This window comes from Paracoccus haematequi, assembly GCF_900631945.1.
Classification (GTDB): domain Bacteria; phylum Pseudomonadota; class Alphaproteobacteria; order Rhodobacterales; family Rhodobacteraceae; genus Paracoccus; species Paracoccus haematequi_A.
The window spans coordinates 33,765-47,135 of record NZ_UZWE01000016.1 but is presented as its reverse complement, the minus strand read 5'-3'; the positions used below and the strand labels follow the sequence as shown (position 1 = coordinate 47,135).

Sequence of the window (13,371 nt, the reverse complement as noted above, 5' to 3'; positions counted from 1 at the left end):
GCAGACAGCCCCCGGCTGCGACGGTTCCGACTCGTGCCGCGTCAAAGCCATGCGGGAATGCTATCCCGCGCCAGCATTTCCTCAAACGTCGGTCGCGTCCGGATGACGGCGAAGTGATCGCCCCGCACCAGAACCTCGGGCACCAGCGGCCGGGAATTGTATTCCGAGGCCATCACCGCGCCATAGGCGCCCGCCGACCGGAAGGCGACCAGATCGCCCGCCGCCATCCGGGGCAGGTCCGCGCCCTTCTGGAAGGTGTCGCCCGATTCGCAGACCGGCCCCACCACGTCGAAGGGCCGCACCGCCGCGCCGACCGCGGGTTCGATCACCGGCACGATGTCGTGATGCGCGCCATACATGGCCGGCCGCGCCAGGTCGTTCATCGCCGCGTCCACGATCAGGAAATCGCGGCCCTCGCCCTGTTTCACATAGATCACCTGCGACAGCAGGATGCCCGCGTTGCCGACGATGTTGCGGCCCGGCTCGATCTCGATCTCGCAGCCCAGGTCGCCCACCGTCTCGCGGATCACCTGGCCGTATTCCAGCGGCAAGGGCGGCGCGTTGTTGTCGCGGCGATAGGGAATGCCCAAGCCCCCGCCCAGATCCAGCCGGGTGATCGCATGGCCGTCGGCGCGCAAGGCGCGGGTCAGGTCGGCCACCTTGGCATAGGCCGCGCGATAGGGGTCCAGATCGGTCAACTGGCTGCCGATATGCACATCGACGCCGACGACCCGCAAACCGGGCAGGCTTGCCGCCTCGGCATAGACCTCGCGCGCGCGGGCGATGGGGATGCCGAACTTGTTTTCAGATTTCCCGGTGGCGATCTTCTCGTGCGTTTTCGCGTCCACGTCCGGGTTCACGCGGACGGCGACCGGCACCACCGCGCCCATGCTGGCGGCCAGGGTCGACAAAGCGCGCATTTCCGGCTCGCTCTCGATATTGAACTGGCGGATTCCGCCTTCGATGGCTTGGCGCATCTCGGCCAGGGTCTTGCCGACGCCGGAAAAGACGATCCGGTCGCCAGGCACCCCCGCCGCGCGGGCGCGTGCGTATTCGCCGCCCGAGACGACATCCATCCCCGCGCCCAGATCGCCCAGCAGCTTGAGGACCGCCAGATTGCTGTTGGCCTTGACGGCGAAGCAGACCAGGTGATCGGTCCAGGCCAGCGCCTGCCGGAACAGGCCGAAATGCCGCGTCAGCGTCGCCGCCGAATAGACATAGACCGGGGTGCCCACTTCTGCGGCGATGCGCGACAGGGGCACATCCTCGGCGTGCAGTTCCCCCGCGTGATAGTTGAAATGGTCCACCTACAGCTCCGTGATCACGCCCATGGTGGCGTGGCCGGAAATCGAGACGTTGGATTTGGGGGCCGTCTTCGGCGCTGCGGAAGGGCGTTCGGGGGCGCCGTCGACGCCGCAGGCAGCCACCGCGATCACCGCCAGGATTGCGAACCATTTCATGCCAGTATCTCCTTCCAGCGAGCGATCTGCGCGCGCACCCGACCGGGCGCCGTGCCGCCATAGCTTTGCCGCGACGCGACCGAGTTGTGAACGCCCAAAACGCCAAAGACTTTATCGGTGATCCCCGCATGGACCCCCTGCATGTCGGCCAGGGTCAGGTCCGGCAGGTCGCAGCCCCGCTGTTCCGCCAGGGCGACCAGCGACCCGGTGACATGATGCGCGTCGCGGAAGGGCAGGCCCAATTCGCGGACCAGCCAGTCGGCCAGATCGGTCGCGGTGGAAAAGCCCGAGGCCGCGGCGGCCTCCATCTTCTCGCGGTTGGCGGACAGGTCGGACAGCATCCCGGTCATCGCGGCCAGGGCCAGCATCAGGCTGTCCGCGGCGTCGAAGACCTGCTCCTTGTCCTCCTGCATGTCCTTGGAATAGGCCAAGGGCAGGCCCTTCATCACCGTGAACAGCGCCACCGTCGCGCCCAGGATGCGGCCGATCTTGGCGCGGATCAGCTCGGCCGCGTCGGGGTTGCGCTTCTGCGGCATGATCGACGATCCGGTGGACCACTTGTCCGACATCGACACGAAGCGGAACTGGGCGGAGGACCAGATCACCAGTTCCTCGGCCAGCCGCGACAGGTGGACGGCGCAGATCGAGGATGCCGACAGGAACTCCAACGCGAAATCCCGATCCGATACGGCATCCAGGCTGTTGGCCATGGGGGCGTCGAAATCCAGTGCCGCCGCCGTCGCATGGCGGTCGATGGGATAGCCGGTTCCGGCCAGGGCCGCAGCCCCAAGGGGCGATTCGTTCATCCGCCGCCGCGCGTCCTGGAAACGCGACAGATCCCGGCCGAACATCTCGACATAGGCCATCATGTGATGGCCCCAGGTGACCGGCTGGGCGGTTTGCAGATGGGTAAAGCCCGGCATGACCCAATCCGCCCCGGCCTCGGCCTGCGACAAAGCAGCGCGGATCAGCGCCCGCAGCGCCTGGATCGCGGCGTCGCACTGGTCGCGCACCCACAGACGGAAATCGGTCGCCACCTGGTCGTTCCTGGACCGGCCCGTGTGCAACCGGCCCGCCGGTTCGCCGATGATCTCTTTCAGGCGCGCCTCGACATTCATGTGAATGTCTTCCAGTTCGGTGCGGAAGGGGAACTTGCCCGCCTCGATCTCTGACAAGACGGTGAGCAGCCCTTCCCTGATCGCCTCGGCATCGCTAGTGCTGATGATGCCCTGCGCCGCCAGCATCGCGGCATGGGCCCGGCTGCCCCGGATGTCCTGGGCGTAGAGCCGCCGGTCGAACCCGATCGAGGCGTTGATCGCCTCCATGATCGCGTCCGGCCCGGCGGCGAAGCGCCCGCCCCACATGCTGTTGGCGCTGTCCTGTTGCGGCCGGTCGGTCATTGGCGCGTCCCTCGGAGGTCTTCATGCTGCGTTCCGCCCTGCTTTATACGGCACTGCTTTTCGGTGCAAACGCCGCCTTCGCGGGTCCGGTGGACTGGGACGCGGCCAGGCAGGCGCTGCCGAAGCTGGTCCAGACCCAGGACGCGCCGCCGGTCAGCGCGGTCGAATTCACCGACCCGGACGGCGGCACGCATACCCTGGCCGACTACAAGGGCAAGGTCGTTCTGGTGAACTTCTGGGCGACCTGGTGCGCGCCCTGCCGCAAGGAAATGCCCGCGCTCGACGCGCTCCAGTCCGAACTGGGCGGCGAGGACTTCCAGGTCGTGACCATCGCCACGGGCCGCAACGCGGTGCCGAAGATCCACGAGTTCTTTGCCGAGACCGGCGTGACCAACCTGCCCGTCCTGCTGGACCCGCGCCAGCAGTTGGCGCGCGACATGGGCGTGGTCGGCCTGCCCGTCACCGTGCTGATCGACCGCGACGGAAACGAGATCGCCCGCCTGATGGGGGACGACCATTGGGATTCCGACGGCGCCAAGACCCTTATCCGACAGTTGACGCAGCGCTGAGTTCCGCGTGGCGCGGGCAGCCGGTCATGTGGTCGTTGACCATGCCCGTGGCCTGCATGAAGGCATAGGTGATGACCGGCCCGCAGAAGGTGAAGCCGCGTTTCTTCAGCGCCTTGGACATGGCGGTCGATTCGGGGGTGGCGGCGGGAACCTCGGCCATGCTGGCGAAGCGGTTCTGGATCGGCTGGCCGCCGACGAAGGACCACAGCCAGGGCGCGAATCCCTGATCGCCCTCGATCTCCAGGAACAGGCGCGCGCCCTTCACGGTCGCCTCGATCTTGCCGCGATGGCGGACGATGCCGGGGTTTTGCAGCGCGCGGTCGATTCGCGCCGCGTCCCAGCGGGCCACGCGTTCGGGGTCGAAGCCGTCGAATTCCTCTCGGAACCCGTCACGCTTGCGCAGGATGGTGATCCAGGACAGCCCCGCCTGGAAGCCGTCCAGCACCAGCTTTTCCCAAAGGGCGCGCGGGTCGCGTTCGGGCACGCCCCATTCGGTGTCGTGATAGGCGACATACAGCGGGTCGGTCCCGCACCAGGTGCAGCGGTCGGTCATGGATCGTTAACCTTTTATCCAGAAACTCCTGCCTGTTTACGGCAAATTAGGCGATCATCGCCATAAGGGAACACGGAATGATTGCGTAACGAGGGTTGATGTGATGGACGCGAACCCGCCTGCGAAAGGCTCGCCGCTGGATTATGCCGTGGACCGGCAAAGCCGGTTGACCCTGCCGGCCGTCAGGCTGGCGGTCGAAAGGGGCAACGGGGTGCTGGCCTTCCAGCCGGTCGTGCAGGCGCAGCGGACCAGCCGCCCGGCCTTTTACGAAGGGCTGATCCGCATCATCGACGAATCGGGCCGCATGGTGCCGCTGCGCGACTTCATGCCGGTGGCGGAAACCACCGAACTGGGCCGCCGGATCGACTGCCTGTCGCTGTCGCTGGGCCTGAAGGCCCTGTCCGAGGAAACGTCGCTGCGGCTGTCCATCAACATGTCGGCGCGGTCGATCGGCTATCCCGCCTGGATGACCATCCTGCGCCGCGGCGTCGCCGACGACCCGCAGGCCGCCGAACGGCTGATCCTGGAAATCACCGAAAGCTCGGCCATGGGCCTTCCCGACGAGGTGAAGTCCTTCATGCGCGAGGTTCAGAAATACGGGATCAGCCTGGCGCTCGACGATTTCGGGGCGGGCTATACCTCGTTCCGCTATCTGCGGGATTTCTGCTTCGACATGATCAAGATCGACGGCCAGTTCATCCGCGAAATCTCGGACCATCCCGACAACCAGGTGCTGACCCAGGCGCTGATGTCCATCGCCCGGCATTTCGACATGTTCACCGTGGCGGAAATGGTGGAAACGGCGGACGATGCCAGCTTCCTGATCGAAAACGGCATCGACTGCCTGCAAGGCTATTACTTCGGGGCGCCGACCATCGCGCCGCCGTGGAAGTCCCCGCCCTCGGCGGCCTTGCGGTAAAGCTCTGCACGACTTTTGGCCGATCTGCTTGACGCGACGGCACGAACCCGCATCCTGTCCTCGATTCGCCATCTGTCTGGCTTCGAGGGAAGGAACCCGTCATGACCAAAGCCGTAATCGTCTCTGCCGCCCGCACCGCCGTCGGCAGCTTCATGGGATCGTTCGCAAATATCCCGGCGCATGACTTGGGCGCCGCCGTCCTGAAGGAGGTCGTGGCCCGCGCGGGCCTGGACCCGGCCGAGGTCGATGAGACGATCCTGGGCCAGGTGCTGACTGCGGGCCAAGGCCAGAACCCCGCGCGCCAGGCGCATATCAAGGCGGGCCTGCCGCAGGAATCCTCGGCCTGGGGGATCAACCAGGTCTGCGGGTCCGGCCTGCGGGCCGTGGCCCTGGCCGCGCAGCAGGTGATCCTGGGGGATGCGCGGGTGGTGCTGGCCGGGGGCCAGGAAAGCATGTCGATGTCGATGCACGCCGCCTATCTGCGCGCCGGGCAGAAGATGGGCGACATGCAACTGGTCGACACCATGATCCGCGACGGGCTGTGGGATGCCTTCAACAATTACCACATGGGCACCACGGCGGAAAACGTCGCGCAGAAATGGTCGATCAGCCGCGACCAGCAGGACGAATTCGCGCTTGGTTCGCAGAACAAGGCCGAGGCCGCGCAGAAGGCTGGCCGCTTCGATGATGAAATCGTCGCCTACACCGTCAAGACCCGCAAGGGCGACACGGTGGTGGACAAGGACGAATACATCCGGGCGGGCGCGACCATCGACGCCATGCAGAAGCTGCGTCCCGCCTTTTCCAAGGAAGGCTCGGTCACGGCGGGCAACGCCTCGGGGCTGAACGACGGCGCGGCGGCGGTGATGGTCATGACCGAGGACGAGGCGAACCGGCGCGGCCTGACGCCCCTGGCGCGGATCGCGTCCTATGCGACGGCGGGGCTGGATCCGGCGATCATGGGCACAGGCCCGATTCCCGCCAGCCGCAAGGCGTTGGAAAAGGCGGGCTGGTCGGTCCAGGATCTGGATCTGGTCGAGGCGAACGAGGCTTTCGCCGCCCAAGCCTGCGCGGTCAACAAGGACATGGGCTGGAACCCCGACATCGTGAACGTGAACGGCGGCGCCATCGCCATCGGCCATCCGATCGGCGCATCGGGCGCGCGCGTCCTGAACACCCTGCTGTTCGAGATGAAGCGCCGCGACGCCAAGAAGGGCCTGGCCACGCTGTGCATCGGCGGCGGCATGGGCGTGGCGCTCTGCGTCGAGCGGTAAGAAAAAATGGCGCGCAATGATATTGCGCGCCACCAACTTGCCTTGTAGCAATATTTCAATGATGTTTATTTGAGGGAGGGGACCATGTCCAAAGTAGCACTTGTCACCGGCGGCTCGCGCGGAATCGGCGCGGCGATTTCCAAGGCTCTTCAAGAGGCTGGCTATACTGTCGCCGCGACCTATGCGGGCAATGACGAGGCCGCCAAGGCGTTTACGGACGAAACCGGGATCAAGACCTATAAATGGTCGGTCGCGGACTATGACGCCTGCGCCGCGGGCATCAAGCAGATCGAAGAGGATCTTGGCCCCATCGCCGTGCTGGTCAACAACGCCGGCATCACGCGGGACGCGATGTTCCACAAGATGACGCCGCAGCAGTGGAAAGAGGTCATCGACACCAACCTGACCGGCGTTTTCAACATGACCCATCCGGTCTGGTCGGGAATGCGCGACCGCAAGTTCGGGCGGATCATCAATATCAGCTCGATCAACGGGCAGAAGGGCCAGGCGGGCCAGGCGAACTATTCCGCCGCCAAGGCCGGAGACCTGGGCTTTACCAAGGCGCTGGCTCAGGAAGGCGCGCGGGCGGGCATCACCGTGAATGCGATCTGCCCCGGCTATATCGCGACCGAAATGGTCAAGGCCATCGACGAAAAGGTGCTGAACGAACGCATCATCCCGCAGATCCCCGTAGGACGCCTGGGCGAACCCGAGGAGATTGCCCGGACAGTGGTGTTCCTGGCCTCGGACGATGCGGGCTTCATCACCGGGTCGACCATCACCGCCAATGGCGGGCAGTATTTCGCCTGACAGGCTGCGACAAACGGACACGGCCCGCGCGGATCGCGCGGGCCGTTCCAATTCCGTCATCGTTCAACGGATCAGTGGGACAGTCGGGAAATCTCTTCCTTGAGACGAAGTTTCTCGCGCTTCATCGCCTTGATTTGCAGATCGCTGACACCAGGGCTTCTTTGTTCCTTTTCAACGGTTTCGGACAGAACTTGGTGTTTCTTGCGCAGTTCCTCGACGTGGGAAGCAACCGACATCTCGTCCTCCTGTATAGGTTGAGTCGAACAGGGGGATTGCAGCACAGGCTTTCGATTCTGTCACGAGACTTTTGCAAACAGGGTCGTGAGCGGCAGCCCCTCGCGGAGAACCGCCGATGCCGCCGGCGTCAGGTCTTCCCGGTCGCCCGGATGGGCCGGCGCGCGGTGCATCACGAAGGGCGCCAGCAGCCGCAGCGGACCTCGCCCGCCCTTCTGCGCCCGCAGGATCACGCGGCCCGCCTCTCGCCCCGCCCGGCCCGCGATGGGCAGGATCGCCATCGATCCCGCCCGGCCCGACAGCGCCTCCAGCATCGCGTCCAGCCGGTCGGCCCGCTGGATCAGCGTCAGGACGCCGCCCGGCCGCAATCGGCGCAAGCCCGCGTCGATCCAGACCGCCAGCGGCGTCTGCTCTTGCCGCGCCAGCGCCCTGCCGCCGTCGGGCGCCGGGGTGCCGCCCAGGAAATAGGGCGGGTTGGCGATCACATGGTCGAAGGCCATCGCCCGCAAAGCGGCAGGCGGCAGCGCCACGTCGCCCGTCAGCACCTGCATCGCGATGCCATTGGCCGCGGCATTCCGTCGCGCTAGGTCGGCATAGTCGGGCTGTCGTTCCAGGCCCGCCAGCCGCAGATCCGCCACGCGCCAGCCCAGGCAAAGGCTGGCGACCCCCGCCCCGCAGCCCAGTTCCAGCACCGCCTGGCCCGCCGCCGCCGGACAGGCCGCCGCCAGCATCACCGCATCGGCGCCCGACCGGAAGCCGCGCCGGGGCTGCAAGACGCGCAGCCGGCCGTCCAGGAAGCCGTCGTCGGAAAGATCACTCATCCAGGCCGGCGTCGCGCAGGATCGCGCGGGCCATGAATTCGTCGCGATCCGCGACCATCAGCCGCTGCGGCAGGATCCCCAGCGATCCTTCCAGGATGCTCATGTGCTGGTCCATGGGAAAGGCGGGGATGCCCTCGTCCTCCAGCAGGCCCAGGGCGCGGGACTTGCGGACGGGATCGTTGCTGCGGAACAGTTCTTTCATGGGGCGGACGTTAGGGGGCGGTTGCGGAATTGTCGATGGCATGGCAAGGGACGGGCGCGGCAAAGGGGTAAGGCCATGGGTGTGCAGGAAAACGTCCAGAAACCGCTGGACCGGCTGGCAGAGGCGCTGAGCCCCGAGATGGAGGCGGTCAACGCCTTGATCCGGCAGCGGATGTCCAGCGAACACGCCCCCCGCATCCCCGAGGTGACGGCCCATCTGATCGAGGCCGGGGGCAAGCGGCTGCGGCCGATGCTGACACTGGCGGCGGCAAAGATGCTGGGCTATGCCGGGCCCTATCACGTCCACCTGGCCGCGACGGTCGAATTCATCCACACCGCGACTCTGCTGCATGACGACGTGGTGGACGAAAGCCGCCAGCGGCGCGGACGCCCGACGGCGAACCTGCTGTGGGACAACAAGTCCAGCGTGCTGGTGGGCGATTACCTGTTCGCGCGCAGCTTTCAGTTGATGGTGGAACCCGGCAACCTGCGCACGCTGGAGATCCTGTCCAACGCCGCCGCCACCATCGCCGAGGGCGAGGTTCTGCAACTGACCGCCGCCCAGGATCTGCGCACCGACGAAGGCGTCTATCTGACGGTGGTGCGCGGCAAGACCGCCGCGCTGTTCTCTGCCGCGACCGAGGTGGGCGGCGTCATCGCGGGGGCGCCTGCCGATCAGGTGCGGGCGCTGTTCGATTACGGCGACGCGCTTGGCATCGCCTTCCAGATCGTCGACGACCTGCTGGATTACGGCGGCGCGACCGAGACCATCGGCAAGAATGTCGGCGACGATTTCCGCGAACGCAAGCTGACCCTGCCGGTCATCAAGGCGGTCGCCCGCGCCACTCCCGAGGAACGCGCCTTCTGGTCGCGCACCATCGAACAGGGCGACCAGCGGGACGGCGACCTGGACCGGGCGCTGTCGCTGCTGTCGCGGCACGGCGCGATGGAGGCCGCGCGCGCCGACGCCTTGCGATGGTCCGCCACCGCCCGCACGGCGCTGGCCAATCTGCCGCCGCATCCGATCCGCGACATGCTGTCCGATCTGGCGGATTTCGTCGTCAGCCGCGTCGCCTGACCGCGCCCTTGCACGTCCCACGGGCATCTCCGATCCAGATTCTGCCCCCTGGACAGGCGATGGCGGCATAATCCGCCCATGAAACGGGCAATTTCTGTCTGGCCCCGTCCCGTGCCTGCCCGGCGTCTGTGCAAGCCCCCGCGCCCCGCCCCATGAAAGGGCGTCGGCGGCGCGTCCGGTGCCGCATGGAAGGGGATATGATGATGACAAGGGCTGCTCCCTTTATTGCCGGTGCCGCGATGCTGATTGCGGCGCCCACATTCGCGCAGGATGCCGTGGTCGCGGTCGAGGCCGCCGTGCCGGTCCCGGACAAGGGCGATACGACCTGGATGCTGATCTCGGCCATCCTGGTGATGATGATGACGCTGCCGGGGCTGGCGCTGTTCTATGGCGGGCTGGTGCGGGCCAAGAACATGCTGTCGGTGCTGATGCAGGTGCTGACGGTGTTCAGCATGATGGCGATCCTGTGGGTGGCCTTCGGCTATTCGCTGGCCTTCACCGGGGCGGGCACGGCCGAGGAGGTGGGCTTCCTGACCCCCTTTATCGGCGGGCTGTCGAAGATGTTCTTGTCGGGCGTCGGCACCGAGTCGGTGGTCGAGGGCTTCACGGCGGGCGTGGTGATCCCGGAACTGTCCTTCGTGATCTTCCAGATGGCCTTCGCCTGCATCGCCTCGGCCCTGATCGTGGGCGCCACGGCGGAACGGCTGAAATTCAGCGCGGTTCTGCTGTTCATCGTGATCTGGTTCTTCCTGTCCTACCTGCCGATGGCCCATATGGTCTGGTGGTGGGGCGGCCCGTCGGCCTATGACGCGCCCTCGGGCCTGCTGTTCAGCCACGGCGCGCTGGATTTCGCGGGCGGCACGGTCATCCACATCAACGCGGGCGTGGCCGGCCTGGTCGCCGCCATGGTCGCCGGTCCCCGCATCGGCTACAAGAAAGAGCTTCTGGCCCCCCACAACCTGACCTTCACCCTGGTGGGCGGCTGCCTGCTGTGGATCGGCTGGTTCGGCTTCAACGCCGGGTCCAACCTGGAGGCCAATGGCCTGACCGCCCTGGCGATGATCAACACCGCCGTCGCCACCGCCGCGGGCGTGCTGGCCTGGTCCTTCGGCGAATGGGCCTTCCGCGGCCATCCAAGCCTGCTGGGCGGAATCTCGGGCGCCATCACCGGGCTGGTGGGCATCACCCCGGCGGCGGGCTTCGTCGGCCCGATGGGCGCCATCGCCATCGGCCTGGTCGCGGGCCTGCTGTGCATGTGGTTCGTCATCAGCGTGAAGCCGCGCATGGGCATCGACGACAGCCTGGACGTGTTCGGCATCCACGGCATCGGCGGCATCGTCGGCGCGATCCTGACGGGCGTCTTCGCCGCGCCCTCGCTGGGCGGCACGGGCGTGTTCGATTACGGCGCGAATGCCGTGGCCGAATTCTCGATGGGCGGGCAGGTCTATGCGCAGACCCTGGGCGTGGTGATCGCGATCGTCTGGTCGGGCGTGGTGTCCTTCGTGGCCATCCACATCGTCAAGGCGCTGATCGGGCTGCGCGTCACCGTCAACGACGAACGCCAGGGCCTGGACATCACCACCCACGGCGAAAACGCCTATAACTGACGCCATCGGTGCCGATCCAAAGGCCCGGCGATCCCGCCGGGCCTTTTTTCATGCGCAAATCACGGATTGGTCAGCGCAATTCCCTCGGCGCGATTTTTGGTATAGGCTGGCGCGCAATTTGGCCGGAAAGCGGCCGCGGGCAGACACGCAGGCACCCTGACTCATGAAACGACCGACCGGCACCCCGAAGCGCACGGGCCGCAGCCCTGTTGCCGACAAACGCACGGCCCCGGCCGAGCCGAAATCCCCCGTGCGCCGCCACAAGGCCCCCGTCCGGCGCGGCAATGTCGTGGTGCGCACCATCGCGGGGACGGTCGGCCTGATCTGGCGGATCGTCTGGGGTTCGATGTGGCGGCTGGCCATGGTGATGGCCCTGATCATCGGCGGCGCCACCGCCTATTTCTATGCCGGCCTGCCGGAACCCCAGGCCCTGTTCGACGCCCGCGCGCGCGGGTCCGTCACCATGCTTGACGCTGACGGCAAGGTCTTCGCCTGGCGGGGCGAGACCTATGGCGCCGTCACCAGCGACAAGATCGCCCCGGTCCTGAAAGAGGCCGTGATCTCGACCGAGGACCGGCGCTTCTACCGCCATTTCGGCGTCAGCCCGCGCGGCATCGCCAGCGCCATCAAGATCAACCTGGCCGAAGGGCGCGGTCCGCTGGAAGGCAACGGCGGGTCGACCATCACCCAGCAGGTCGCCAAGCTGCTGTGCCTGGGCGAGACCTTCGATCCGATCCGCTGGAAGAACGAGGCCGAATTCGAACAGGATTGCCGGGGCGGCGGCATCTGGCGCAAGATCAAGGAAGTGCCCTTCGCCTTCGCGCTTGAGGCCAAGTATTCCAAGGACGAAATCCTCAGCATCTACATGAACCGCTCTTACATGGGCGGCGGTTCGCGCGGGTTCGAGGCTGCAAGCCAGCGCTATTTCAACAAGCACGCGTCCGAGGTGAACGCGGCCGAATCGGCGATGCTGGCGGGCCTGCTGCAAGCGCCCAGCTATTTCGCGCCGACCGCGAACCTGCAACGCAGCCGGGAACGGGCCAACGTGGTCCTGGGCCTGATGGGCGAGGAAGGCTATCTGACCCCTGATGAGGTCGCGCAAGCCCGCGCCAATCCCGCCTCGCTGTCCCAGGCCGCCGAGGCGCGGGCGGGCGGATATTTCGCCGATTGGGTGATGGAATCCGGTCCCGGCTTCCTGACCAGCGAAACGACCGAGGACGTGACGATCCGCACCACCTTTGACCCGCGCATCCAGACGGCGGCGGAACGGGCGCTGAAGCGGATCTTCGACGAAAAGGTCAGCGACAATTCCAAGGCCGAGGCCGCCGTGGTGGTGATGTCCGCCGACGGCGCGGTGCGCGCGATCATCGGCGGGCGCGACAGCATCGTGAACGGCGCCTTCAACCGCGCCGTCCAGGCCAAGCGCCAGACCGGATCGTCCTTCAAGCCCTTCGTCTATGCCGCCGCGCTGGAGGCGGGCTATGGCCCCGGCGACCGGATCGAGGACGGGCCGCTGACCATCCGCATCCCCGGCGGCAAGCCCTGGTCGCCGCAGAACTATACCCGCCGCTATTACGGCAACGTCACGCTGACCACGGCGCTGAAACAGTCGCTGAACACCGCCACGATCCGCTTGCAGGAAGCCGTCGGCCGCGACGCGGTGCGCCGCATTGCCCACGACTTCGGCATCGTCAGCAACCTGACCACCAGCCCCTCGTTGGGCCTGGGCGCGTCCGAGGCGACGCTGATGGAGCTGACCGGCGCCTATGCCGGGATCCGCAACGGCGGCACCTCGGTCGCGCCCTATGGGTTGATCGAACTGCGCATCGCAGGCGACGACCAGCCGCTGATGGGCCAGTCGGGGGGCATGGGCGCGCGGGTCATCAGCCAGCGCGCGGCGGGGCAGTTGATCTACATGATGCAGCAGGTGATCGACAGCGGCACCGGCACCCGCGCCAAGATGGGTACGCGCCCGGTGGCCGGCAAGACCGGCACCACCAGCAGCTATCGCGACGCCTGGTTCGTGGGCTTTTCGGAACAGTATGTCGTGGGCGTCTGGATGGGTTATGACGACAACACCCCGCTGAAAGGCGTGACCGGCGGCGGCCTGCCCGCCGAGATCTGGCAGGCGGTGATGACCGACATTCACGAGGGGCTGCCGGAACTGCCGCTCTCTACCGTATCGCCGGACGGCAGCGGCATCCTGCTGTCCAACGACGGCGCGCCCCGCGTCGTAACCTCGGGTTCAGCAGACGACCCTCTGGCGGCGGCCTTGGCGGGGGCCGTCAATTCGGCCAATCTGGCGGGGGGTGCGCCGACGCAGGTGACGGCCCCGCAGACCCCCGGCGACAGCAGCACCGCCAGTTCGGACGATGCGCTGAGCCGGGCGCTGAATGGAATATTGGGCGGGAACTGAGGGATGGGGAAGCTGCCCGCGGCGACGCG

Annotated in this window: 14 protein-coding genes; 7 read left to right on the top strand and 7 right to left on the bottom strand. The window is 66.8% G+C overall.

Annotation, left to right across the window (positions count from 1 at the left end; translation table 11 throughout):
* Positions 1 to 41: 41 nt before the first annotated feature.
* Genes lysA through argH form a run of 3 tightly spaced genes read right to left on the bottom strand, consistent with a single transcriptional unit; the run spans position 42 to position 2,860 of the window.
* Positions 42 to 1,307 (bottom strand): diaminopimelate decarboxylase, encoded by a 1,266-nt coding sequence (gene lysA, locus PARHAE_RS01535; RefSeq protein WP_126152846.1) that lies wholly within the window; start codon positions 1,305 to 1,307, stop codon positions 42 to 44.
* The gene (locus PARHAE_RS20930) at positions 1,308 to 1,460 is read right to left on the bottom strand and encodes a hypothetical protein (protein WP_164555105.1); all 153 of its coding nucleotides are present in this window, start codon (positions 1,458 to 1,460) and stop codon (positions 1,308 to 1,310) included. It lies immediately after the preceding gene.
* Positions 1,457 to 2,860: an argininosuccinate lyase gene (gene argH / locus PARHAE_RS01530; RefSeq protein ID WP_126152845.1), complete on the bottom strand. Its 1,404-nt coding sequence runs from the start codon at positions 2,858 to 2,860 to the stop codon at positions 1,457 to 1,459. The genes PARHAE_RS20930 and argH overlap by 4 nt, the downstream gene beginning before the upstream one ends.
* 23 nt (positions 2,861 to 2,883) lie before the next feature.
* Between argH and PARHAE_RS01525 the strand changes: the two genes are divergently transcribed.
* Positions 2,884 to 3,429 (top strand): TlpA disulfide reductase family protein, encoded by a 546-nt coding sequence (locus PARHAE_RS01525; protein ID WP_126152844.1) that lies wholly within the window; start codon positions 2,884 to 2,886, stop codon positions 3,427 to 3,429.
* Here the strand turns inward: PARHAE_RS01525 and PARHAE_RS01520 are convergent.
* Complete coding sequence (locus PARHAE_RS01520; RefSeq protein WP_126152843.1) at positions 3,404 to 3,982, bottom strand: DNA-3-methyladenine glycosylase I; 579 nt, start codon at positions 3,980 to 3,982, stop codon at positions 3,404 to 3,406. The genes PARHAE_RS01525 and PARHAE_RS01520 overlap by 26 nt on opposite strands.
* Positions 3,983 to 4,085: 103 nt before the next feature.
* Here PARHAE_RS01520 and PARHAE_RS01515 point away from each other — a divergent pair, with 103 nt between their 5' ends.
* The 3 genes from PARHAE_RS01515 to phbB all read left to right on the top strand — a co-directional run bounded on the left by PARHAE_RS01515 (position 4,086) and on the right by phbB (position 6,985).
* The gene (locus PARHAE_RS01515; RefSeq protein WP_126152842.1) at positions 4,086 to 4,901 is read left to right on the top strand and encodes an EAL domain-containing protein; all 816 of its coding nucleotides are present in this window, start codon (positions 4,086 to 4,088) and stop codon (positions 4,899 to 4,901) included.
* Positions 4,902 to 5,002: 101 nt separating this feature from the next.
* Positions 5,003 to 6,175, top strand: a complete 1,173-nt coding sequence (locus PARHAE_RS01510; protein WP_126152841.1) for an acetyl-CoA C-acetyltransferase — start codon at positions 5,003 to 5,005, stop codon at positions 6,173 to 6,175.
* 84 nt (positions 6,176 to 6,259) lie between these two features.
* Positions 6,260 to 6,985, top strand: a complete 726-nt coding sequence (phbB, locus tag PARHAE_RS01505; protein ID WP_126152840.1) for an acetoacetyl-CoA reductase — start codon at positions 6,260 to 6,262, stop codon at positions 6,983 to 6,985.
* Between the two features lie 71 nt (positions 6,986 to 7,056).
* Here phbB and PARHAE_RS01500 read toward each other — a convergent pair whose 3' ends face one another.
* The 3 genes from PARHAE_RS01500 to PARHAE_RS01490 are packed head-to-tail and all read right to left on the bottom strand — an operon-like array spanning position 7,057 to position 8,242.
* Positions 7,057 to 7,221 (bottom strand): YdcH family protein, encoded by a 165-nt coding sequence (locus PARHAE_RS01500; protein ID WP_126152839.1) that lies wholly within the window; start codon positions 7,219 to 7,221, stop codon positions 7,057 to 7,059.
* A 60-nt stretch (positions 7,222 to 7,281) separates the two neighbouring features.
* Complete coding sequence (locus tag PARHAE_RS01495; RefSeq protein WP_126152838.1) at positions 7,282 to 8,040, bottom strand: tRNA1(Val) (adenine(37)-N6)-methyltransferase; 759 nt, start codon at positions 8,038 to 8,040, stop codon at positions 7,282 to 7,284.
* Positions 8,033 to 8,242 (bottom strand): putative signal transducing protein, encoded by a 210-nt coding sequence (locus PARHAE_RS01490; RefSeq protein ID WP_126152837.1) that lies wholly within the window; start codon positions 8,240 to 8,242, stop codon positions 8,033 to 8,035. Before PARHAE_RS01490 ends, PARHAE_RS01495 begins: the two co-directional genes overlap by 8 nt.
* Positions 8,243 to 8,317: 75 nt before the next feature.
* Between PARHAE_RS01490 and PARHAE_RS01485 the strand changes: the two genes are divergently transcribed.
* The 3 genes from PARHAE_RS01485 to PARHAE_RS01475 all read left to right on the top strand — a co-directional run bounded on the left by PARHAE_RS01485 (position 8,318) and on the right by PARHAE_RS01475 (position 13,342).
* Complete coding sequence (locus tag PARHAE_RS01485) at positions 8,318 to 9,319, top strand: polyprenyl synthetase family protein (protein ID WP_126152836.1); 1,002 nt, start codon at positions 8,318 to 8,320, stop codon at positions 9,317 to 9,319.
* A 203-nt stretch (positions 9,320 to 9,522) separates the two neighbouring features.
* Positions 9,523 to 10,926 carry an ammonium transporter gene (locus PARHAE_RS01480; RefSeq protein ID WP_206436838.1) on the top strand — a complete coding sequence of 468 codons (1,404 nt, stop codon included), beginning with the start codon at positions 9,523 to 9,525 and terminating at the stop codon, positions 10,924 to 10,926.
* 163 nt (positions 10,927 to 11,089) lie between these two features.
* Positions 11,090 to 13,342 carry a transglycosylase domain-containing protein gene (locus PARHAE_RS01475; protein ID WP_126152834.1) on the top strand — a complete coding sequence of 751 codons (2,253 nt, stop codon included), beginning with the start codon at positions 11,090 to 11,092 and terminating at the stop codon, positions 13,340 to 13,342.
* Positions 13,343 to 13,371: the final 29 nt, after the last annotated feature.